This is a genomic window from Ruegeria meonggei (genome assembly GCF_900172215.1).
Taxonomy (GTDB): Bacteria; Pseudomonadota; Alphaproteobacteria; order Rhodobacterales; family Rhodobacteraceae; genus Ruegeria; species Ruegeria meonggei.
Map to the genome: position 1 here is coordinate 1 of NZ_FWFP01000009.1, position 22,614 is coordinate 22,614.

The following is a 22,614-nucleotide window of genomic DNA, read 5'->3' on the forward strand; positions in this document are numbered from 1 at the left end:
AAACAGCCCGTTCGATCTACAAACAGTCCACTGGACTGTTTGCTTCACGATCAAACCTCGTCAGGCTCATAACCTGAAGGTCAGAGGTTCAAATCCTACTCCCGCAAACCAAAATAAAACACATCATATCAGTATGTTACGCACCGCCCCCGGCGGTGTTTCTATTTGTGCCAAACCAACTGGAAGCACTGTGGAAGCAAATGGACGCGAATTGGGAGTGTGGCCACGGCGGCGGTAACGGACAACCATATGTGCCTGCTGGCCGTTGCGGCAATGATGTATTCGACAAATGTTGGGGCACAGACCCCACGGTATCTCGTGGTCGGCAATGACAGGGGTGGATATTTACATGACCGACTGTTGGAGCTTGAAAACCTGGAACGCAACGGTGTGCAGGTCCGGATTCGAGGACGGGTGTGCTTTTCAACCTGTACGATGTTTCTCGGACTGCCAGGTACATGTGTGGACCCGGATACGATATTTGGATTTCACGGACCGTCCCGCGGCGGGCGACGACTGCCTCAAAAAGACTTTGACTATTTCAGCCGGGTTATGGCTGACTACTACCCGGAACCCCTTAAATCATGGTTCATGGACAAAGGGCGCAATCGGATCACAGGAGTCTACCGGATCAAAGGGTCGGAGATCATCCAAATGGGTGTACCAGCCTGCCAAACAGCCTGAAGACAGGCTTGCCCGGACCAACCGTCACAGGTATCTCTCTGTGATCCATTTCGATAGCGACTTCGGGAAAATCACTCGGAAGGTCATTGCAGCGTGCTGCCATCTCTCCCTAACCTCTTCGGACGCCGAGCTGTTTTTTCGACGCCTGCCCCGGATAATCCCATCTGTGTGATTGGGGACGTGCACGGTTGTATAGCTCAGCTTGAAATGCTGTTGGTCCAAGTGCCAGAGGATCATCAAGTTATTCTGGTTGGTGATTGCGTTGATCGCGGCGAGCACAGCGCAGAGGTGCTCCGCTTGATCAGTGCGCGTCCGGAATTCACCTGTCTGAGGGGCAATCATGAGGAGATGCTGTTGCGGTTCCTCGAAAGCCCCGAGGCTTACGGACCGCGATGGCTGCGCTATGGTGGGCTGCAAACTCTGGCCTCATTTGGTGTGCGGAGTGCCAGGGCAGAGATGAGCAAATCAGAATTGCGAGGTTGCCGGGATGCTTTGCAGGACGCGATGGGGGACGTGCTGTGTCAATGGGTGCAGGGGCTGAAGACGTCCTGGTCTTCTGGCAATGTGCTGGTCACCCATGCGGGCGCGGATCCTAATTCAGATCCAGCCCAGCAATCCGATACATCGTTGGTTTGGGGACACCCGTCTTTCCAAAAAGTCGATCGGCGCGATGGAGTTTGGGTGGTTTACGGGCATACCATCGTTGGTCAGGCAGGTGCCACAAGAGGGCGCATCGCGGTGGATACAGGTGCTTATGCGACAGGTGTGCTGAGTGCGGTATGTCTTGACGGAAACGAGCCAAGGTTTCTGACGGCACGCCCGTGATTTTGGACTGTTTCCATTCTATCAAGCCCCAAGTTTCTGTTATTTAAGTATTTTTCACACCCTCGAGACGCATCATGCCCCGCACGAAAAAAACATTTATCCTGCTGAGGTAGCAGCAAAAAAGCTCTTTTTCTGGTTGATTTCAGTCTTGGACTTGTCACTGTAACTCACATTCAATAGGACCAAGTTAAAGTTGAACAGATTTCGAGCCCAATATGTTGATTACTCCAGTTCTCCTCTGCGGAGGTTCCGGTACGCGCCTTTGGCCTTTGTCCCGCAAAAGCTATCCCAAGCAATTCGTGCCATTGGTAGGGGAAGAAACTCTGTTTCAGGCATCCGCACGACGGCTGTCGGGCAAAACCGGAGATCTGAGTTTTGCCGCACCGGTTGTGCTGACCAACTCGGATTTTCGGTTCATCGTTGTGGAACAGCTTCAGGCTATTGGGATTGATCCGGGGACGATCATCATTGAACCCGAAGGGCGCAATACGGCTCCGGCCGTTCTGGCCGCTGCGCTGTGTGCGTATCACGAGGACAAGGATGCGGTTCTTTTGATTGCGCCGTCAGACCACGTTGTTCCAGATGCCGCTGCGTTTCAAGCAGCAGTAGCGCGTGGTCTGGACGCGGTTGCACAGGGGCAACTGGTGACGTTTGGGATCATGCCAACCCATGCTGAGACCGCCTATGGGTATCTTGAGCTCGCAAATACGCCGGATGAAAACGGCTCGCCTGTTCCGCTAGAGCAATTTGTCGAAAAGCCAGACCTGCCCCGCGCGACCGAGATGCTGGCGGCCGGAACCTTTAAATGGAATGCGGGGATCTTCCTGTTCCGCGCCAGTGAAATCATCGCGGCCTTTAAGACACATGCGCCCGAACTGATTGAGCCGGTCACCGCAGCGGTTGAAACCGCAACCGCGGACCTGGGATTCCTGCGCCTGAACCCCGAACCTTGGGGGCAGGCCGAGGATATCTCGATCGATTACGCCGTCATGGAGAAAGCCACAAATCTGTCGGTGGTTCCGTTTGATGCCGCATGGTCAGACCTGGGCGGCTGGGATGCGGTCTGGCGCGAAAGTGAGCCGGACGCGCAGGGCGTGGTGACCAGCGGCGGCGCGACCGCAATTGACTGCCACAACACGCTCTTGCGGTCGGATAGCGACCAACTGGAAGTAGTTGGTATTGGTTTGGACAACATCATTGCCGTTGCGATGAACGACGCGGTTCTGGTTGCCGATACATCGCGGGCCCAGGACGTTAAGAAAGCCGTTTCCGCATTGAAGGAAAAGGGCGCGGCTCAGGCGACGACTTTCCCCAAGGACCACCGCCCGTGGGGCTGGTTTGAAAGCCTTGTGGTCGGTGACAGGTTCCAGGTGAAACGGATTGTGGTTCACCCCGGTGCGTCGCTGAGCTTGCAGAGCCATTTCCACCGGTCTGAACATTGGATCGTTGTTGAAGGCACCGCCAGTGTGACGATTGACGACACGCAGCAGTTGGTGACAGAAAATCAGTCGGTATACATCCCGCTGGGCGCGGTCCACCGGATGGAAAACCCGGGTAAGGTTCCAATGGTCCTGATCGAAGTGCAGACCGGTGCCTATGTCGGCGAAGATGATATCGTTCGCTATGAAGACATATATGCGCGGGGCCAGGGGGCAAAAGGCTAAGCGTCGTGAAGGTCGCAATCGTTCACTATTGGTTGGTGGGCATGCGCGGTGGAGAAAAGGTGCTTGAGGCCTTTCTGGATATTTATCCGGATGCTGTGATTGTCACCCATGTCTACGACCCCGGAAGTGTAAGTGACAAAATCCGGCAACACGAGGTGCGGCAAACCTTTATAGGTCGTCTGCCTGGTGCCAAGTCGCACTATAAGAAGTATCTGCCATTGATGCCGATGGTGGAACTCGCGGGTTTTCACAGGGTTGTTGTGTCTTAAGGCTTGCTCAAAAAGCGGCTGAGGCCCTCTTGGACGCCATCGCCGTGGATCAAAAAATTTGACTAAATAGTAAAAAAATGCTCGCATCCTGCAAAACAGGAGAGAGTGATGACCCAAAACAGATTAACACGTCGAGTGCTGCTGGCTGCGGTTGCTGCCGCCTCAACACTATACTCCGCCGGGCTGGCTGCTGCCGAAACGGTCAAAGTTGCTGCGATTTACACATTGCCGGTGGAACAGCAATGGATCAGCCGCATCCATTTGGCGCTGAACACTGCGGCCGAACGCGGAGACATCGAATATGTGTTCTCGGAAAACGTGGCCAACACGGATTATGAACGGGTGATGCGCGAATATGCCGAACAAGGCGCGCAGTTGGTCGTAGGTGAGGTTTTTGGTCTAGAGCGCGCCGCGCGCAAAGTGGCGAAAGACTATCCCGACACCGCCTTTCTGATGGGCTCGTCCTTTGGTCCGGTCGGACCCAATTTCTCGGTTTTTGACAACTGGATTCATGAACCGTCCTACCTGACCGGCATGGTGGCTGGTGCAGCCACCGAATCCAACGTGATTGGCATGGTCGGTGGCTATGCGATCCCTGAAGTGAACCGGTTGATGAACGCGTTCATGGAAGGTGCGCGCGAAGTGAACCCGGATGTCACCTTTCTGGTGACCTTCATCGACAGCTGGTACGACCCGCCAAAGGCCAAGGAAAGCGCCATCGCGATGATGGATGCGGGTGCGGACATTATGTATGCCGAACGCTTTGGCGTCTCGGACGCGGCGGTTGAGCGTGGTGTGAAGGCCGTGGGCAACGTGATCGACACGTCCGGCGATTACCCAGGCACTATCATGGCCTCGGCCCTTTGGCATATGGAGCCTACGATCGACAAGGCCATCTCGAACGTGGCCGACGGATCGTTTGAGGCGTCTGATTACGGCCAGTACAGTTTTATGGGCTATGGCGGTGGATCGATGGTTCTGGACGAAGCGTTGGTTCCGGCCGAGGTTCTTGAGGCGGTCAATGCCCGGCAAACCGAAATCCTTGAAGGTCTGTACCGGGTTAACGTAAATGACGACCGCCCGGTCTCGGACAATTGATTGCAATCGGGCCGGCTCTTGTGCCGGCCCGCCATTTCCATGACTGATTCCATAGTTCTCAAGCTCAATGGGCTGAGCAAGCGTTTCGGCTCGGTCGTAGCCAATGACGACGTCAGCCTGACCCTGAACCGGGGTGAGGTGCTGGCGCTGCTAGGCGAAAACGGCGCGGGCAAGACTACGCTGATGAATATGCTATTTGGGCACTACCTGCCCGATGCGGGCACCATCGAGGTGGCGGATGAGACTGGCGTGCTGCAACCGCTGCCGCTGGGCCAGCCGCAAGTGGCGCTGGGTGCGGGCGTTGGCATGGTGCACCAGCATTTTACGCTGGCCGAGAATATTTCGGCCCTAGACAATATCACGTTGGGGTCGGAACCTTTGTTTGCGCTGCGCCGGAACCGGCGTGAGGCCCGCAAGAAGATCGAGGCGATCATAGCCCAAAGCGGATTGAACGCGCCGCTGGATACACCTGTTGGGCGGTTGTCTGTTGGTGAACGTCAGCGGGTTGAGATTCTCAAGGCGCTGTATCGGCGGGCTCGTATTCTGGTGCTGGACGAACCCACGGCGGTGCTGACCCCGCAAGAGGCTGACACGCTGTTCGAGAACATTCGGATGATGACGAATGAAGGGCTGTCGGTCATCTTCATCAGCCACAAACTGCGTGAGGTCCTGGCCTTTTCCGACCGCATCGCAGTGCTGCGCCATGGGCACCTTGTCGGTGAAATGGCGACATCTGAGGCGGACGAAACATCCATAGCGCGGATGATGGTTGGTGCGGAAACGCCCGAACTTGCGAGCACCAGAATCGCGCCGGGCTCACCGGTTCTGACCCTGTCTGGGGTCTCGGTCTCGGGTCGGTCCAAACGGGATACGCTGAGCGCGGTTGATCTGACCGTTCACGCGCATGAAATTCTGGGGATCGCCGGGGTTTCGGGCAACGGGCAGAGCGGGCTGGCCAACGTGATCTCGGGGTTGGCGCAAGCAGAACAGGGTCTGATTAGGGTAAATGAGGTGGAAATTGACGCGCCAACCCCAGCCGCGATGGTGCGCGCAGGTGTGGGTCGTATTCCCGAAGATCGTCACCACGAAGGTATTGTCGGCGCGATGAGCGTGGCCGAAAACATGGTTATCGAATATCTGGATGACCCGGGCGTGCAATCGCGCGGTCTGTTGCGGCATGAGGCGATTCAGTCCAACGCCGAACGTCTGGCCAAAGCCTATGATGTCCGCGGCCCGGGTGTGGACGCCCCGGCACGGCTGCTGTCGGGTGGTAATATTCAGAAACTCATTCTGGCGCGCGTATTCGACCGCGCCCCCCGTCTGATTCTGGCCAATCAACCAACACGCGGGCTGGACATGGGCGCGGCGGCCGAGGTCGGGCGACGCTTGCTTGAGGCACGCGAACGCGGGGCTGGTGTTGTGTTGATCTCGGAAGATCTGGACGAGATTCTGGGCCTTGCCGACCGGATCGTCGTGATCCGCGACGGAGAACTGCACGAAGCCCCTGGCCGCGATCGGGAACAGATCGGACTGATGATGGCAGGAGAACCGGCATGATCCGTATTGAACCGCGCGAGACGCAATCGCGGACCTTCACGCTGGGTGTTCCGATCCTGTCAGCGGTGATAGCGCTGGCCTTGGCCGCCATCCCGTTGCTGGCCGCCGGGGCCAACCCAATCGTGGCTTATGCCGAGATGTTTCGCGGTGTGTTTGGGTCTGTTTTTGCGTTTTCCGAAGTGTTGACCCGTGCCACGCCGCTGATCTTTACCGGTTTGGCTGCCGCTTTGGCGTTCCGGGCAAAGCTGTGGAATATCGGGGCAGAGGGGCAGCTATATTTGGGGGCAATGGCTGCCGTGGCCATCGGGTCCGGGGTGCTGGATGTGCCCGGTATTCTCCTGTTGCCGATGATCGTGATTCTGGGCGCGGCTGCTGGCGCTGCGGGGATGGTCGCCCCTACCTATCTGAAAACGCGGTTCGGCGCGGATGAGGTTGTCACCACGCTACTGCTGAACTTTATCATTCTGATCTTTGTGCAGATGATGCTGGAAGGGCCTTTGCAGGACCCGATGAGCTTGGGCTGGCCACAATCGGCGCCGGTTCTGGATCAAGGCATGCTGCCCCCGTTGATGGAACGGCTGCGGGTGCATTCCGGGCTGATTTTGGCTCTGATACTGGCCGGATTGGCTCAGTTTATGCTGGCGCGCTCGGTCTGGGGGTTTCGGTTGCGGGCGGTAGGTGAAAACGCCGCTGCCGCGCGCCATGCCGGGATCAACGTGAAGCGATCCTTGTTTGGCGTCGCCATCCTTTCGGGTGGTTTGGCCGGTCTGGCTGGGGTCAGCGAAGTGGCGGGACTCAAAGGCTATTTGACCGCCGATCTGTCGCCCGGATTTGGCTATACCGGCATCGTTGTGGCCATGCTGGCGGGCTTGTCACCTGCGGGCGTAGTGATTGCCGCGCTGTTCATCGCTTCGGTCTTTGTGGGCGCGGACAGCATGAGCCGCGCCATGGGCGTGTCGTCCTTTCTGGCCGATCTGGTGGTTTCAATGTCTTTGCTTTGCGTGCTGGTCGGCGGCTTTGTCGCCCGTTACCGGATCGTTCGGTCCAGTACCGCGAGGGCCGCCTCATGATGGACATACTCAACATCCTGTTGTCCGAGAGTTTCTGGGCTGCGTCCCTGCGTATCGCCACGCCACTGATCTTTGGCGTGCTGGGCGCGTTGATCTGCGAGCGGGCGGGCGTGTTGAACCTGGGGATCGAGGGGATCTTTGTCGTTGGCGCCATGTGCGGCTGGATGGCGGTCTGGCTGGGCGCTGGGCTGTGGGGTGGCGTGTTGGTGGCGGCACTTGCGGGTGCGTTTTTCGGCCTGTTACATGCGATCCTGACCGTGCCGCTGGGCCTGTCGCAGCACGTCTCGGGGCTGGGGATCACGCTGTTTGCAACCTCGGTCAGCTATTTCACCTATCGCACGGCGTTGCCGAACGTATCCTCGCCGCCGCGGATCGAGCCGTTTCAGCCGTTGGACCTGCCGATCCTGTCAGATTTGCCATTTTTAGGGTCTGTTTTGTTCCAGCAAACCGCATTGACCTGGCTGGCCCTGCTGCTGGTCGCGGTGGTGTGGTATGTGATGAACCGCACCGCGCTGGGCGTGGCGATAAAGGCTGTAGGGGACAACCCCGACAGCGTCGATGCCCAAGGATTGTCGGTCTATGCGCTGCGGATGGGCGCGATCACCGTGGGATCAGCGCTGATGGCGCTGGGCGGGGCATTCCTGACCATGAGCGCCTTTGATGCGTTTTTCTTCGGCATGGTCAACGGGCGTGGCTGGGTCTGTATTGCGCTGGTGATCTTTGCCAGCTGGCGGCCGGGCAAGGCCTTGCTGGGTGCGTTGCTGTTTGGGGCCTTCGATGCCCTGCAAGTGCGTCTACAGACCGAGATCGGTGCGCTGGTGCCAGGGCAGGTGTTCCTGATGGCGCCCTATATCCTGTCGATCATCGCCCTTGTGATTGCGGCGCGCTCGGCAGACTATCCGCGTGCATTGCTCACCCCTTGGTTCAAAGGCCAACGCTAATCATGCTTGATCTGCTCATCAAAAATGCCACCCTGCCCGACGGCCAGACCAAAGCGGACATCGCCTGCAAGGATGGCAAGATCACTGCGGTCGAGGCCGGGATCACAGCCGAAGCCGCCGAGGTCATCGATGCTGAGGGCCAACTGGTATCCCCGCCCTTCGTTGATCCGCATTTCCACATGGATGCCACTCTGTCGCTGGGGACGCCACGCATGAATGTCTCTGGCACCTTACTGGAGGGCATTGCCCTGTGGGGCGAACTCAAGCCGATCCAGTCAGTAGATGACATCGTCGCCCGCGCGCTGCGTTACTGTGAGTTGGCCGTTGCTAAGGGGATCGGAGCGATCCGCAGCCATGTGGACACCTGCGATGATGAACTCAAGGGCGTGCAGGCTCTGCTGCAAGTACGCGAACAGGTGAAAGACTACCTAGACCTGCAATTGGTGGCCTTCCCGCAGGACGGTGTTCTGCGTGATCCGACCGCGATGCAGAACACGATTCGGGCGCTGGATATGGGTGTCGACGTGGTGGGCGGTATTCCGCATTTCGAACGCACCATGGGTGATGGGGCAGAATCCGTGCGTCTGTTATGTGAAATAGCCGCTGAGCGTGGTCTGATGGTCGATATGCATTGCGATGAAAGCGACGACCCGCTGAGCCGCCATATCGAAACGCTGGCCTATGAGACTCAGCGCCTTGGTCTGCAGGGCCGGGTGGCCGGATCGCACCTGACCTCGATGCATTCGATGGACAACTATTACGTCTCGAAATTGATTCCACTGATGGTCGAGGCCGGGGTGCATGCCATCCCCAACCCGCTGATCAACATCATGCTGCAGGGCCGACACGACAGCTATCCCAAACGCCGTGGCCAGACCCGTGTGCGCGAGTTGCGCGATGCAGGGGTCACGGTCGGCTTCGGCTCGGATTGCGTGATGGATCCGTGGTATTCGCTGGGCAAGGCCGACATGCTGGACGTGGCCTTTATGGGGTTGCATGTTGGGCAACTGTCCAGCCGCGCCGATATGGCCTGGTGTTTCGATGCCGTGACCGAAAACTCGGCCCGGATCATGGGGCTGCAGGGCTATGGCGTGGCCAAAGGGTGTGACGCGAATTTTGTGCTGTTGCAGGCGACCGACAGGATCGAGGCGATCCGGTTGCGTGCCCATCGTCTGGCTGTGGTGCGCAAAGGCCGGGTCATCGCCCGGTCAAACCCGGTGACGCATGCGCTGAACCTGCCCACTGGCCCGGCCATTCTGGACGAGGCGCGGGTGCCGTTCGAACAATGACCGCAGCCGATTGCTGACAACGCATCCCCGGATTGATACTCTGGAGGTATCCAGTGCCTCATTTTCAGCCCGGAGATTTCACATGCTTTTCATCACCAACCGATTTCCAACCCAAAGCATTCGCACGCGCCGCGGGCGACGGTTTACCTTTGATCTGAACAACAACGCGCCGTCTAACTCGGTCTTTTATTGCGAAAAAGGCCCGGACGAGCACCATACCGAAATTACCAGCAAGGAACTGCTGCGCCGGGTGCGTGACAGCCAGTGCCGGCAGATTCTGCTGTATCTGCACGGGTTCAACAATCTGCCCGAGGACGTGTTCGAAACCACGGCCGAGCTGCAAAGGCTGTGTGATGCTGCCAATCCAAACGAAGTTCTGGTGCTGCCCCTGATTTGGCCCAGTGACGCCGAAGAGGGCATCGTGCAGAAATACTGGGACGATCAGAAATCCGCAGACCAAAGCGGGTTTTCCTTTGCCCGGGTGCTGGAGCGGTTCATGGAGTGGCGTAACAGCGCCGATAACGAGCCCGATGTTGCGCCCTGTCTGAAACGGATCAACCTTCTGGCCCATTCGATGGGCAACCGGGTGCTGCGGCAGACTCTGATCGCCTGGGACCGGTATGATCTGGCGTCCGGGGTGCCGCTGCTGTTCCGCAATACATTCATGGTGGCCGCCGACGTGGTAAATGAGACCGTGCACGAGGACGAGCCGGGTGTTCTGGTTAGCCATGCCTCGCGCAATGTGGTGGTCTATTACGCTTCTGACGATCTGGCGTTGCGGGCCAGCAAGGCGGCGAACCTCAGGAACAAGGTGGCCTCACGCCGGTTGGGGCATACGGGGCCGGAAAATATCGACCGCACCCCGCGTAACGTGTTTCAGGTCGATTGCGATGACGTCAACACCCGCTATGACACGCCGACCGGACACAAGTATTTTGGCGCCAAAAAACGCGGCGGAGACGCCGGCAAGGTGTTCGTGCATATTATGCAATGCGTGCAATCGGGTCGTGTCTTTCCGCAGGATCCGCATCAGCGCTCGATCATACTGGATTAACATCTTTACCCGTCTGATATGTGACGTTTCCAGCCGACTTTCCCTTGGGTCGGGGCGGGTGAGCACAATCTAATGTTGCAACTGGCAAAATGATCTGGATGATCAGGTTCACCATGGCCGCAAAAAGCGGCCCGCCGTCCAAAACCGACGGTGCATACAAAAAACAGGGGAGACTATAATGATCCTAAGAAACTTGATGATGGCTGCCAGCGCCACCGCGTTGATGGCCACAGGTGCATCTGCTGAAACTTTGCGCTGGGCGCGTGCTGGCGACTCGCTGACGCTGGACCCGCATGCTCAGAACGAAGGTCCGACATCGGCGCTGGCGCACCAGATCATGGAAACGCTGGTGATGCGCGACCATTCCGGCGCGCTTGTGCCCTCGCTGGCCACCGAATGGGCCCCGTCCGAGGAAAACCCGAACATTTGGGTGTTCAAGCTGCGTGAAGGCGTGACCTTCCATGACGGTGCCGAGTTTGACAGCGAAGACGTTGTGTTCTCGCTGAACCGGGCGATGACGCCGGACAGCGATTACAAGGAACTGCTGGCCTCGGTCAAAGAGGTGCGCGCACCGGACAAATACACGGTTGAGATCGAAACCGATGGTCCGAACCCGATCATGCCCAACAACCTGACCAACATGTTCATGATGGATAAAGGCTGGGCCGAAGCGAACAACGCCGTCAAGGTGCAGGATTATGAGGGTGGTGAGGATACGTTTGCCGCCAAGAACGCCAATGGCACCGGCCCCTACAAGCTGGTTAGCCGCGAACCGGACGTGAAAACTGTTCTGGCGGCCAATGAAAACTATTGGGGACAGGGTGAGTTCCCGCTGCAGGTGACCGAGGTGATCTACACCCCGATCCAGAACGCCGCCACCCGCGTTGCGGCACTGTTGTCGGGCGAGGTCGACTTTATTCAGGACGTGCCCGTACAAGACCTCGAGCGGGTTGCGGGTTCCGACGGTCTGGACGTGCGCACCGCGCCGCAGAACCGGGTCATCTTCTTTGGCATGAACATGGGTGATGCGGATTTGGCCAATGACAATGTCGACGGCAAGAACCCGTTGTCAGATGTGCGTGTGCGTCAAGCCATGTCCAAGGCGATCAATCGCGATGCGATTAAACAGGTTGTGATGCGCGGCCAGTCGGCCCCGGCAGGCATGATCGCGCCGCCTTTTGTGAATGGTTGGGACGAAGGCATGGACAGCTCGTCCAGCACCGATATCGAAGGGGCCAAGGCGCTGATGGCCGAGGCGGGGTATCCGGATGGGTTCTCGATCCAGCTTGATTGCCCGAACGACCGTTATGTCAACGATGAGGCGATCTGTCAGGCTGCCGTCGGTATGCTGGCGCAGATCGGCATCACCGTTAATCTGGATGCCAAACCCAAGGCGCAGCATTTCCCGCTGATCAACAACCTGGAAACCGATTTCTACATGCTGGGCTGGGGTGTTCCGACCTACGACTCGGAATACATCTTCAACTTCCTGACTCACACCAAAGGTGAGAAATATGGATCATGGAACGGCACACGCTATTCCAACCCGGATCTGGATGCGAAGATCGTGGCGCTGGCCTCGGAAACCAACCTGCCCGAGCGCGATAAGCAGATCGCCGAGATCTGGCAGGTGGTGCAGGACGAACAGCTGTATATTCCGATCCACCATCAGGTGCTGAACTGGGGTATGAAGTCGAACGTCGGCACCGTGGTCGAGCCCGAGGATTCGCCCAAGATCAAGTACTTCACTCTGAATTAAGTCATTCAGATCGGTGATTTGGCAGGGCGCGTGTATAGCGCCCTGCCTTTTGCGCTATGGTTTGGTGCACCACCCGTTGCGGGACATACAGGGAGATTTCGCCATGATTCTCAGGAACAGTGCCATTGCTCTGGCCGTGCTGGCCGCCACCAGTGCCCAGGCCGCTGAATTCAAATGGGCCTCGACCACCGACCCGCAAACGATGGACCCGCACGCCGTCAACTCGGCCCCTGTTCTGGGGTTCTTGAACAACGTCTACGAAGGTCTGGTGCGCCGCGACAAAGACATGAGTGTTGAACCCGCGCTGGCTGTCAGCTGGGAGACGATTGGTGACGGCGAAGGCTGGCGGTTCAAGCTGCGCGAGGGTGTGACGTTCCACGACGGCAGCGGCTTTGATGCGCAGGACGTGTTGTTCAGCTATCAGCGCGCCTCGGGCGAGGCGGCGGATACCCGTAGCTGGTTTGCACCCATCAGCGAGGTGACCGTGGTCGACGACTACACTGTCGATTTCATGACCACCGCCCCGAACCCGTTGTTCCCGTCCTCGATCGCCAACTGGATGATCATGGATCAGGGCTGGACCGAGGCCAATGATGCCGTGGTGCCGGACAAGGAAACCGGGAACTATGCGACGCTGAACGCCAATGGTACCGGTGCCTTTAAGGTCACCGCCCGCGAGCCAGGTTTGCGCACGGTGCTGGAACCTTTTGAGGGCTGGTGGGATCAGGCCGAGCACAACATCACCAGCGCCGAGTTCACTCCGATCCAGAACCCAGCCACCGCCGTGGCGGCGCTGTTGTCGGGCGATGTCGATATGATCAACCCGGTGCCCATTCAGGATGTGGCGCGCCTGCAGCAAAGCGGTGATGTCGAGGTCATTCAAGGCATCGAAGCCCGCGTGATCATGCTGGGGTTCGATCATCAGGCCGAGGTTTTGAAATACACCGACGATGCGGGTAAGCCGAACCCGTTCCGTGACCCGCGCGTGCGCAAAGCCGTGGCGCAGGCGGTCAATGTAGACGCTATTCTGGCCACCATCATGCGCGGCAATGCCGAGGCTGCCTCGCAACTGGTCAGCCCAGCGATGAGCGGCTATTCTCAGGCCAATGCAGACCGCCCCGCTTTTGACGTCGAAGCCGCCAAGGCGCTGTTGGCCGAGGCCGGGCATGCGGATGGGTTTTCCTTCGGGCTGAAATGCCCCAATGACCGCTATCTGAATGACGAAGCGGTCTGTCAGGCGGTTGTCAGCATGCTGGCGCAGATCGGGATCACGGCAGAGCTGGACGCGATGCCCGTGCGCAACTACTGGCCCGAGCTGCGCGAAGACAAGTACGACATGTACCTGCTGGGCTGGAGCCCCGGCACTTTTGATGCCGAACATCCCGTACGCTTCCTGGTCGCCACGCCAAACGAAGAGAAAAAGCTGGGCAGCTGGAATTTCGGTGGCTTCTCGAATGCGCGGGTGGATGAATTGCTGCCGGTGATCCAGTCGGAACTGGATGCGGGTAACCGGCAAGCCATGCTGGATGAGGTCGCGCAGATCATTCAGGACGAACAGGTCTATGTCCCGATGTATGTGCAGCCTTTGGTCTGGGGTACGCGCAGCACGGTTGATCTGACGCAGCGCCCGGATAACTTCTTTTTGCTGCGCTGGGTGACTGTGAACTAAAGGCCAGAGTGTTAGCGATACCTTGACCATCTGATCACGCGCGGCCTAGAGAGGCCGATCAACGAGGAAAACGAATGTTCGCTTATATTGTCCGAAGGATGTTCCAATCCGTGATCGTGCTTTTGGTCGTGGGTTTGGTTGCCTTTTCGATGTTCCGCTTTGTCGGTGATCCGATCGACAACATGCTGGGGCAGGAACGGACGCAGGCCGATATCGACCGCCTGCGGACGGAACTTGGCCTGGATCAGCCATTCCCGGTGCAGTATTTCAAGTTCCTTAAGGGCGCTGTGCAGGGCGACTTTGGCGTCTCGTACCGACAGGGGCGTCCGGTCTCGACGATCCTGATCGAGCGGGCTCCCGCCACGCTTGAGCTGGCTTTTGTCTCGGGCTTTCTGGCCATCACCATGGGCATTGCGCTGGGCGTCTTTACGGCGATTCGACGACAAGGGGTGGCTGCGAATGTCATCATGACCGTGTCCCTGCTTGGAGTGTCCCTGCCGACCTTCCTGATCGGAATATTGCTGATTTACGTCTTCTCGATTGAGCTTGGCGTTCTCCCCAGCTTTGGGAGGGGCGAGACCGTTATGATTGGCAGTTGGTCCACGGGGTTCCTGACAACCTCGGGGCTGAAGGCGCTGATCCTTCCGGCGATTACGCTGGGCCTGTATCAGATGACGCTGATCATGCGACTGGTTCGGTCGGAAATGCTTGAGGTCATGCGGGCTGATTACGTGCGTTTTGCCCGCGCCCGTGGGCTGTCGGACCGGGTGATCAACTTTCGCCATGCGCTGAAGAACACATTGGTTCCGGTGATCACTATTACCGGTCTGCAGCTGGGCTCGATCATCGCCTTTGCCATCATCACTGAGACGGTGTTCCAGTGGCCGGGCGTTGGCCTGCTGTTCATCAACGCGATCCAGTTTGTCGATATCCCCGTCATGGCTGCGTATCTGATGCTGATCTCGGTCATGTTCGTGTCGATCAATCTGATCGTCGATCTTCTTTATTATGCCATTGACCCGCGCCTGCGCGTCGACGCGAGGGCCACATGACCGACACCATCGAATCCCCCAAGACCCCCGAGCAATCACGCTTTGCCAAATTCTGGGACAGCGATTTTGCGTGGTCGTTCCGCCATTCGCCGGTGGCTATTGTGGCCTCGGCCGTTGTTGTGCTTTTGGTACTGGCGGCGATCTTTGCACCGCTGATTGCACCGCATAACCCGTTTGATCCGGCAACCCTGAACCTGATGAACGGGTTTACGCCCCCGGGTACGCCAAATGCCTTCACACAAGAGAGCTTCTTGCTGGGCACCGACGATCAGGGGCGCGATGTGTTTTCGACCATCCTGTATGGGATGCGTATTTCGCTGTTTGTTGGCGCCTCGGCGGTGCTTTTGGCGATGATCATCGGTGTGATCCTGGGGCTGGTTGCAGCCTATTTCGGCGGTTGGGTCGAGACCCTGATCATGCGGATCGCCGATGTGCAGTTGACCTTTCCCGCCATTCTGGTCGCCATGCTGATCTTTGGTATCGCCAAAGGCGTAACCCCGCCCGAATACCGCAATGAGATGGCGATCTATGTGCTGATCATCGCCATTGCCCTGTCGGACTGGGTGCAGTTTGCACGCGTCGTGCGCGGCGCGGCACTGGTGGAAAAGAACAAGGAATACGTGCAAGCCGCGCGCCTGATCGGGCGCGGGTCGATCCCGATCATGTTCCGTCACATCCTGCCCAATGTGCTCAGCCCGGTTCTGGTGATCGCAACGATCTCGCTGGCGCTGGCCATTATTGCCGAGGCGACGCTTAGTTTTCTGGGCGTCGGGGCGCCGCCAACCCAGCCGTCTCTGGGTACGCTGATCCGGATCGGGCAGGGGTTTTTGTTCTCGGGGGAATGGTGGATTCTGTTCTTCCCGTCCTGCACGCTTTTGGCGCTGGCCCTGTCTGTTAACCTGCTGGGCGACTGGCTGCGCGATGCGCTGAACCCCAAGCTGCGGTGATCTCATGAGCCTTCTGACAATCAACGACCTGACAGTCGAATTTCCCACGCGCCGCCAGTTGTTTACGGCCGTGGATCATGTCGACCTGTCGGTTGAACCCGGTGAAATCCACGGTCTGGTGGGCGAATCCGGTGCTGGCAAGTCGACCATCGGCGCCGCGATCATGGGTCTGCTGGACCGGCCCGGGCGCATAGCCAGTGGCATGATCCGGCTGAGCGGAGACCAGATCAGCGGGTTGGACGCCGAGGCGATGCGCGGACTGCGGGGCAAGAAGATTTCGATGATCTTTCAGGACCCGCTGACCTCTCTGAACCCATTGTTCACGGTACGCGAGCAACTGACCGAGACCATTCAGGCCCATCTGGGCGGCTCTGAAGCCGAGGCGAACCAACGGGCTCGTGACCTGATTGACCGGGTTGGTATTCCCGACCCGGATACCCGGCTGGATCAATACCCGCACCAGTTCTCGGGCGGGATGCGGCAGCGTGTGGTGATTGCGCTGGCGCTGTGTACCGAACCCGATGTGATCATCGCGGATGAGCCGACCACGGCGCTGGATGTCTCTGTTCAGGCGCAGATTCTGGACCTGATCAAGGAACTGGCGCAGGAACGGCAGGTTGGGGTCATCCTGATCACCCACGACATGGGTGTGATTGCGGATACCACCGACAAGGTAACGGTGATGTATGCCGGCAAGGTGGTCGAAACCGGCCCGACCGCGCAGGTGATGGGTCAGCCCAGCCACGAATACACCAAATCGCTGATCGCCGCCGTGCCCCGTCCGACGCTGAAACTGCACCGCTTTCCGCAGATCAGCTATGGCGGGCGCGAGACCCGCTTTGCCATCGAAGACATGGCGCGCCACTGGCCCAAGGTGGACAATGACACTTCAAAACCGGTGTTTGAGATCCGCAACTTGACCAAGAAATTCCTGCAACGTCGCGGATTGTTGCCCTGGGACCGGACCTATTTCACCGCCGTGGACGAAGTCAGCTTTGATATTCGGGCAGGCGAAGTTTTTGGCGTCGTGGGCGAATCCGGCTCGGGGAAATCCACCATCGCGCGGATGATTGCGGGGCTGTATCCGGTGGATGGTGGCACCATCACGTTTGAAGGTCAGGTGGTCAGCGATCTGACCAACCGCGCCGCGCTGGATGCGTATCGCAAGAACATTCAGATGATCTTTCAGGACCCGTTTTCCTCGCTCAACCCCCGGATGCGGGTGGACGATATTGTGGCCGAACCGATCCGCCATCACCGGCTGATGGACGGGGCTGATATCAAGCGCCGCGTTGATGAGTTGCTGGATCAGGTCGGGCTGGGCCACGTTGCCGGAACAAAGTACCCGCATGAGTTTTCAGGCGGGCAGCGGCAGCGGATCTCAATCGCTCGCGCCCTGGCCACGCAGCCGCGGTTCCTGATCTGCGACGAACCGACCAGCGCACTGGACGTGTCCATTCAGGCGCAGATTCTGAACATCCTGAAGGATTTGCAGGAACATCTGGGCCTGACCCTTTTGTTCATCAGCCACGACCTGCCGGTGGTGCGCCAGATGTGCGACCGGGTGGCGGTGATGAAGCAGGGCAAAGTGGTCGAACTTCAGGCCACCAACGACCTGTTTGCCAATCCGCAAACGGATTACGCAAGTGAGTTGCTGCGCCTGATGCCCAAGCTGGATGATCTGTCGACCGAAGGCCTAACCGCCGAGACTTGATCCATTGGTTCATGCCGGGCGGGGCAACATGACATTGCCTGCGCTGTGCGGCCTGCGGTCCGGCCTTGATCACAGGTTTCTGACAGGGCTCGGGCAATTTCGCGGTTGAGGCGCTGGTGTCATCGGTCAACAAATTCATCGAAGGTGAGCCTGGATCTGCATGCGCAGTGGGACGCGATGCAGAAAACCGGCCAGTGGCGCTTAACCCCTCCGACCTGTGTGGTTGCGCCGCCGGGCGCGGAGCCCGCATACTGAGAACCGCGAAGTCATGGTTTTCGGGATGCGGGCACTGGGTTTGAAACCCTGCTATCGAATGAATGGCTGTCACCCATCATTGTGACGTGCTTCTGCCCGGCAGACCCGAATTTCAACTTCGGCCAGTTCTACGATGTGATGAAGGATCAGGGGTTTATCATCTATCCGGGCAAGCTGACGAACGTTGAGAGTTTTCGCATCGGTTGTATCGGTCGGATGGATGCGACGGTTATGCGGGCGGTGGTTGCCACGGCGAAACAAGCGCAGGATCAGATGCAGGTCACCAGCGCCGCACCCAGGTCCGAGGCGGTGGCCGACGCATGGTGCAGATCACTTGATCTGACTATTTGACAACTATTTCGTCAACATGACGGAAATATTGGTGATTTCGTCAAGATTGCCCCTGCGGTTCGAACAGGCGCGGCCTCATACTTTCTGAAAAGAAAGAGGAGACCTGTTTTGAGCTGGAACATTTGTGTCATTGGCGCAGGCAAGATCGGTCAGATGATCGCCAGCCTGTTGCATGCATCGTCGAACTATTCGGTCACGGTTGCCGACCGGGATTTGCAGGCTTTGTCGGTGTTGAACAGGCAAGGGATTGCGACCCGCCAGATCGACGTGAGTGACGACCATGAAATGGCACAAGGGATGGCTGGCTTTGACGCGGTCATTTCGGCGGCTCCGTTCTTTCTGACACCGAACATCGCCAGGGCCGCCAAAATCGCTGGCGCGCATTACTTTGACCTGACCGAAGACGTTGCGGCCACAAACGCCGTGCGCGAACTGGCAGCAGACAGTAAAACCGCCTTTATGCCGCAATGCGGTCTGGCGCCTGGGTTTGTTGGTATCGCCGGCGCGTCGCTGGCGGCCGAGTTTGATGAGCTCGACAGCCTGCATATGCGGGTCGGCGCGTTGCCGCTCTATCCGACCAACGCGTTGAAGTACAACCTGACCTGGTCGACTGATGGGCTGATCAACGAATACTGCAACCCCTGTGATGCCATCGTGAACGGCCAGCGTGTAAAGACCGCGCCGCTGGAGGATTACGAGGTACTGGGCCATGACGGGGTCGAGTATGAGTGTTTCAACACCTCCGGTGGCTTGGGAACGCTGCCCGAAACGCTGGAGGGCAAAGCGCAGGCAGTGTCCTACCGCTCGATCCGGTATCCGGGTCATTGCGATATCCTGAAACTGCTGCTCAAGGATCTGGGGCTGGAACATCGCCGTGATTTGCTAAAGGACATCTTTGAAACCGCCTTGCCGCGCACGGATCAGGATGTGGTTCTGGTCTATTGCACCGCCAAGGGCAGGATCGACGGCGCGTTGCGCGAGAAATCCCTGATCAACAAATCCTTCGCCCGCACACTCAACGGTCAGGTCTGGAGCGCCATTCAGGTCACCACCGCCGCTGGCGTTCTGGGTGTGGTCGATCTGATGCGAACCGGTGGTCTGCCCAGCACAGGGTTTGTCCGGCAGGAACAGGTGGCGCTTGCGGATTTCCTGAATACCGAATTTGGCCGGCTCTATCGCGCTGGCGACGTAACCGAACAGAACAAGGCGGCCTGAGATATGAAAGACATCGTGATGACTGCACAAACCACACTTGCAAATCTTGACCTGACATCGTCCGAACTGACCGGCGGGACACTGGCCGTGCATTCGCCCATCGATGGCAGCCTGCTGGCCGAGGTGCATGAAACACCGGTATCTGAGATGGACGCCGTCTTTGCCCGGTCCAAAGCGGCATTCAAAGCCTGGCGCGTTGTGCCCGCCCCGCGTCGGGGTGAGTTGATCCGCCTATTGGGCGAGGAACTGCGCGCCGCCAAGGACGATCTGGGCGCGCTGGTCAGTTGGGAGGCCGGCAAAATCACTTCCGAAGGTTTGGGTGAAGTGCAGGAGATGATCGACATCTGCGATTTCGCCGTCGGACTGTCACGCCAGCTATATGGTCTGACCATTGCGTCCGAACGTCCCGGCCATCGGATGATGGAAACCTGGCACCCGGCTGGTCCGGTCGGCGTGATCTCGGCCTTTAACTTTCCGGTCGCTGTCTGGTCGTGGAACGCGGCGATTGCGCTGGTCTGCGGTGATCCGGTGATCTGGAAACCGTCCGAGAAATCGCCCCTGACCGCGATGGCTTGCCAGAAGATTTTTGAACGCGCGCTGGCCCGGTTCGGGGACGCGCCTAACAATCTGTTGCAGACCCTGATCGGCGGTGCCGCGCTGGGCGGGGCGCTGGTGGCCAGCGAGGACGTGCCGGTGATCTCGGCCACCGGATCAACCCGCATGGGCCGCGCTGTGGCCCCTATTGTGGCCCAGCGTTTCGGCAAATGCATTCTTGAGCTGGGCGGCAACAATGCGATGATCGTTGGCCCCTCGGCTGATCTGGAAATGGCCGTGCGCGCCATCGTCTTTTCCGCCGTCGGTACCGCCGGTCAGCGCTGTACCACGCTGCGTCGCCTGATAGTGCACAACTCGATCCGGTCAGAGTTGGTTAGCCGTCTGAAAAAAGCATATGCTGGTCTGCCCATCGGTAACCCGCTGACCGAGGGTACGCTGATCGGCCCGCTGGTGGATGAGGCCTCGGGCACAGCAATGACCGCAGCGCTGGAGGCCGCAAAGGCCGAAGGCGGCACCGTGTCCGGTGGTGACCGGGTGACCGAGGGCGTGCCCGCCGGTGTCTACATGCAGCCCGCCATTGTGGAAATGCCCGGTCAGACTGCCACGGTAAAGACCGAGACCTTTGCTCCGATCCTGTATGTCATGGGCTATGACACCTTCGACGACGCGCTTGAGTTGCAGAACGACGTGCCTCAGGGCCTATCATCCTGCGTGTTCACCCTGAATATGCGCGAGGCGGAACAATTCCTGACCGCAGCCGGATCGGATTGCGGCATCGCCAATGTGAATATCGGCCCTTCGGGGGCCGAAATCGGGGGCGCCTTTGGCGGCGAAAAGGAAACCGGTGGCGGGCGTGAAAGCGGATCGGATGCGTGGAAAGCCTATATGCGCCGTCAGACCAATACAGTGAACTATTCCGCTGAGTTGCCGCTGGCGCAGGGCGTTAAGTTCGATATCTGACCGATCGGCCCGGCGGCGCACCAGGTCGCCGGGTCAATCCGCAAACAGATACTCCAGTCGCATTATTGCCTGCGCCTGGTCTTGTGAGATGCCCAGAAACTCGGCCACGGCCGCTTCGTTTTCGATGCGCGGGCTGGATTCGCGGATGCGCAGATACCCGTCAAACCCGGCGCCCCGGATTAGTTCGGATTCATAGGCCATCGAATTGCGTAATGTTGGGATCAGATGGGCTAAGGCCTCAGCCGGGTTGTGTGCCCCGGCCAGCCCAACCCGCCGGGCATGTCCGATAAGGTAGTCGTCTGAATAGTCACACTCGATCTCAAGAATATGGGTTTTGGCCTGATCGGCGCAGAAATCCTGAATGACCTCCAGATCAGAAGGATCGACGCAGATTACCAACTTGTCGGTGTCAAAGCTGTCAAACAGCATCCGCACCACCGCGCGCCTGTGCCGGGACCGTTTCAGCAAGGTCGTCTCGATCCCGCCCAAATCGGGCAGAGCCGTTTCCTCTTCGTTGAACAGGTATTCGACACACGGAATATCCGTCTCAGAAACGATCTGATCCACCAGCCGTTTGGCGACGTGCCATTTCTTGCAGACGATCAGATAGACCTCACGTTCCGGGCCCAGCGTATTCCCGGCCTCCCAGAAGCGCTGGCCGAAACGGCGACCAACCCGGCCGCGCCCGGTCAGGAATCCAAACAGGTTGCGTCCCTCATCCGAGATTTTGAACGCGACCCCTTCGCTGGCATAAAGCTTGCCAAGCCGCTCCTTCAACTCATGCGCCTCGGGGCTGATCTTGCGGGCAAACAGGTAATCCTGACCCAGCAGTAGGTCGTAGTGGTCGTTGTAAAACGAAACCGGCATCCCGTAATCCGAGAACATCAGGAATGTGGGCGTCCGATTTTCAATCTCTTGCTTTGGGATCAGGTGCCGGACGAGGGTTTGAAAGAACGTCTCGTCCGGAATCCATGTGGTAGAAAAGAACCGCACCACATCCGGGCGTTGTTGCAGGAAATCCAGGATCATTTCGACCGTACGGCGGCGCAGACACCACCATTGACTGCCGATCATGATCTGAAGATCGGCCGGTATGTCACGTGTCAGGCCAAAACGCTTCTGCATTTCGAACGCGGTGTAGAACAGTTTGCTTTGGGTGCGTTCATTGAAGAAATGACGATAGATCAGCCGGTCTTTCTTCATGCCGGTCTTGATCCAGTTGCTGGCGAAAAAATCGTGACTTTCGACAAAATCCTTGTCGTTTTCGTCCAGAAACCAATGAGCATATTCGGCGGTCTTGATCGCCATGCAATCGCCCGACAGCATGTAGAAATGCGTCGCGCGCGGAAACGCGTCAACGGCCGCTTGCACGGCGTTCAGGGTGGCCTGCACCAAAGACCACTCTCCCCAACCGCACTTGATGCGCTTGGCTGCAAAAGTGACGTTGGGGTTGTCCTTCAATGCGTGGCGCATGCGGTCATAGGCCTTCGCATCAGCGCGTGCATCAAAGTGAATGGCCATGCAGTCCCCGGCGGCAGTCAGTTGCTCGGCCTGAGCAATGATGGCGTCGGGGTCTTTGTGACATAACAGAATATAGGCAATCCTTGCCATAATGCCCCTGTAAGGTTTGTTTTAGCTCGTTTCCATCCGTGATACTGAGGATGAGCGATTGAATAAACAGAATAT

19 protein-coding genes are annotated in these 22,614 nt (G+C 58.4%); 18 read left to right on the top strand and 1 reads right to left on the bottom strand.

The features are described 5' to 3' along the window. The 18 genes from RUM8411_RS23050 to amaB all read left to right on the top strand — a co-directional run. Window positions 1-238, top strand: a 238-nt coding sequence (locus tag RUM8411_RS23050) for a hypothetical protein (protein WP_234995248.1), incomplete at its 5' end; no start/stop codon positions are given. A gap of 614 nt (window positions 239-852) precedes the next feature. After that, a complete protein-coding gene (locus tag RUM8411_RS14820) occupies window positions 853-1,509 on the top strand; it encodes a metallophosphoesterase (protein ID WP_268808359.1) in 657 nt (218 codons plus the stop codon). Between the two features lie 215 nt (window positions 1,510-1,724). Next, window positions 1,725-3,173: a mannose-1-phosphate guanylyltransferase/mannose-6-phosphate isomerase gene (locus RUM8411_RS14825; RefSeq protein ID WP_085823500.1), complete on the top strand. Its 1,449-nt coding sequence runs from the start codon at window positions 1,725-1,727 to the stop codon at window positions 3,171-3,173. A gap of 5 nt (window positions 3,174-3,178) precedes the next feature. After that, a complete protein-coding gene (locus RUM8411_RS14830) occupies window positions 3,179-3,442 on the top strand; it encodes a glycosyltransferase family protein (protein ID WP_200818586.1) in 264 nt (87 codons plus the stop codon). A gap of 108 nt (window positions 3,443-3,550) precedes the next feature. Next, window positions 3,551-4,540 (top strand): BMP family protein, encoded by a 990-nt coding sequence (locus tag RUM8411_RS14835; protein WP_085823501.1) that lies wholly within the window; start codon window positions 3,551-3,553, stop codon window positions 4,538-4,540. A 39-nt stretch (window positions 4,541-4,579) separates the two neighbouring features. Continuing rightward, the gene (locus RUM8411_RS14840; RefSeq protein ID WP_085823502.1) at window positions 4,580-6,097 is read left to right on the top strand and encodes an ABC transporter ATP-binding protein; all 1,518 of its coding nucleotides are present in this window, start codon (window positions 4,580-4,582) and stop codon (window positions 6,095-6,097) included. Beyond that, on the top strand, window positions 6,094-7,167 hold the full coding sequence (locus RUM8411_RS14845; RefSeq protein WP_085823503.1) for an ABC transporter permease: 1,074 nt from the start codon (window positions 6,094-6,096) through the stop codon (window positions 7,165-7,167). Before RUM8411_RS14840 ends, RUM8411_RS14845 begins: the two co-directional genes overlap by 4 nt. Further along, window positions 7,167-8,108, top strand: coding sequence for an ABC transporter permease (locus RUM8411_RS14850; RefSeq protein WP_085823504.1), 942 nt, complete (start codon window positions 7,167-7,169; stop codon window positions 8,106-8,108). Before RUM8411_RS14845 ends, RUM8411_RS14850 begins: the two co-directional genes overlap by 1 nt. A 2-nt stretch (window positions 8,109-8,110) precedes the next feature. Further along, a complete protein-coding gene (locus RUM8411_RS14855) occupies window positions 8,111-9,397 on the top strand; it encodes an amidohydrolase family protein (RefSeq protein ID WP_200818587.1) in 1,287 nt (428 codons plus the stop codon). 82 nt (window positions 9,398-9,479) lie between these two features. Continuing rightward, entirely contained in the window at window positions 9,480-10,451 is a 972-nt protein-coding gene (locus tag RUM8411_RS14860; protein ID WP_085823505.1) for an alpha/beta hydrolase, read from the top strand. Window positions 10,452-10,629: 178 nt separating this feature from the next. After that, on the top strand, window positions 10,630-12,210 hold the full coding sequence (locus RUM8411_RS14865) for an ABC transporter substrate-binding protein (RefSeq protein ID WP_085823506.1): 1,581 nt from the start codon (window positions 10,630-10,632) through the stop codon (window positions 12,208-12,210). A gap of 103 nt (window positions 12,211-12,313) precedes the next feature. After that, on the top strand, window positions 12,314-13,879 hold the full coding sequence (locus tag RUM8411_RS14870; RefSeq protein ID WP_085823507.1) for an ABC transporter substrate-binding protein: 1,566 nt from the start codon (window positions 12,314-12,316) through the stop codon (window positions 13,877-13,879). A 74-nt stretch (window positions 13,880-13,953) separates the two neighbouring features. Beyond that, the gene (locus RUM8411_RS14875) at window positions 13,954-14,931 is read left to right on the top strand and encodes an ABC transporter permease (protein WP_085823508.1); all 978 of its coding nucleotides are present in this window, start codon (window positions 13,954-13,956) and stop codon (window positions 14,929-14,931) included. Beyond that, the gene (locus RUM8411_RS14880; RefSeq protein WP_085823509.1) at window positions 14,928-15,878 is read left to right on the top strand and encodes an ABC transporter permease; all 951 of its coding nucleotides are present in this window, start codon (window positions 14,928-14,930) and stop codon (window positions 15,876-15,878) included. The genes RUM8411_RS14875 and RUM8411_RS14880 overlap by 4 nt, the downstream gene beginning before the upstream one ends. A gap of 4 nt (window positions 15,879-15,882) precedes the next feature. After that, entirely contained in the window at window positions 15,883-17,592 is a 1,710-nt protein-coding gene (locus RUM8411_RS14885) for an ABC transporter ATP-binding protein (protein ID WP_085823510.1), read from the top strand. A 336-nt stretch (window positions 17,593-17,928) separates the two neighbouring features. After that, window positions 17,929-18,198: a hypothetical protein gene (locus RUM8411_RS14890; RefSeq protein ID WP_085823511.1), complete on the top strand. Its 270-nt coding sequence runs from the start codon at window positions 17,929-17,931 to the stop codon at window positions 18,196-18,198. Window positions 18,199-18,306: 108 nt separating this feature from the next. After that, window positions 18,307-19,413, top strand: coding sequence for a saccharopine dehydrogenase family protein (locus tag RUM8411_RS14895; protein ID WP_085823512.1), 1,107 nt, complete (start codon window positions 18,307-18,309; stop codon window positions 19,411-19,413). A gap of 3 nt (window positions 19,414-19,416) precedes the next feature. Continuing rightward, entirely contained in the window at window positions 19,417-20,928 is a 1,512-nt protein-coding gene (gene amaB / locus RUM8411_RS14900; protein ID WP_085823513.1) for an L-piperidine-6-carboxylate dehydrogenase, read from the top strand. 33 nt (window positions 20,929-20,961) lie between these two features. On the opposite strand, the gene RUM8411_RS14905 is transcribed toward amaB, so the two are convergent. Further along, window positions 20,962-22,539: a DUF5928 domain-containing protein gene (locus tag RUM8411_RS14905; RefSeq protein ID WP_085823514.1), complete on the bottom strand. Its 1,578-nt coding sequence runs from the start codon at window positions 22,537-22,539 to the stop codon at window positions 20,962-20,964. Window positions 22,540-22,614: the final 75 nt, after the last annotated feature.

Coding starts and splice junctions, on each gene's coding strand:
- RUM8411_RS14825 (WP_085823500.1), top strand. CDS start 1,725: ATGTTGATTACTCCAGTTCTCCTCTGCGGAGGTTCCGGTACGCGCCTT.
- RUM8411_RS14835 (WP_085823501.1), top strand. CDS start 3,551: ATGACCCAAAACAGATTAACACGTCGAGTGCTGCTGGCTGCGGTTGCT.
- RUM8411_RS14840 (WP_085823502.1), top strand. CDS start 4,580: ATGACTGATTCCATAGTTCTCAAGCTCAATGGGCTGAGCAAGCGTTTC.
- RUM8411_RS14845 (WP_085823503.1), top strand. CDS start 6,094: ATGATCCGTATTGAACCGCGCGAGACGCAATCGCGGACCTTCACGCTG.
- RUM8411_RS14850 (WP_085823504.1), top strand. CDS start 7,167: ATGGACATACTCAACATCCTGTTGTCCGAGAGTTTCTGGGCTGCGTCC.
- RUM8411_RS14855 (WP_200818587.1), top strand. CDS start 8,111: ATGCTTGATCTGCTCATCAAAAATGCCACCCTGCCCGACGGCCAGACC.
- RUM8411_RS14860 (WP_085823505.1), top strand. CDS start 9,480: ATGCTTTTCATCACCAACCGATTTCCAACCCAAAGCATTCGCACGCGC.
- RUM8411_RS14865 (WP_085823506.1), top strand. CDS start 10,630: ATGATCCTAAGAAACTTGATGATGGCTGCCAGCGCCACCGCGTTGATG.
- RUM8411_RS14870 (WP_085823507.1), top strand. CDS start 12,314: ATGATTCTCAGGAACAGTGCCATTGCTCTGGCCGTGCTGGCCGCCACC.
- RUM8411_RS14875 (WP_085823508.1), top strand. CDS start 13,954: ATGTTCGCTTATATTGTCCGAAGGATGTTCCAATCCGTGATCGTGCTT.
- RUM8411_RS14880 (WP_085823509.1), top strand. CDS start 14,928: ATGACCGACACCATCGAATCCCCCAAGACCCCCGAGCAATCACGCTTT.
- RUM8411_RS14885 (WP_085823510.1), top strand. CDS start 15,883: ATGAGCCTTCTGACAATCAACGACCTGACAGTCGAATTTCCCACGCGC.
- amaB (WP_085823513.1), top strand. CDS start 19,417: ATGAAAGACATCGTGATGACTGCACAAACCACACTTGCAAATCTTGAC.
- RUM8411_RS14905 (WP_085823514.1), bottom strand. CDS start 22,539: ATGGCAAGGATTGCCTATATTCTGTTATGTCACAAAGACCCCGACGCC.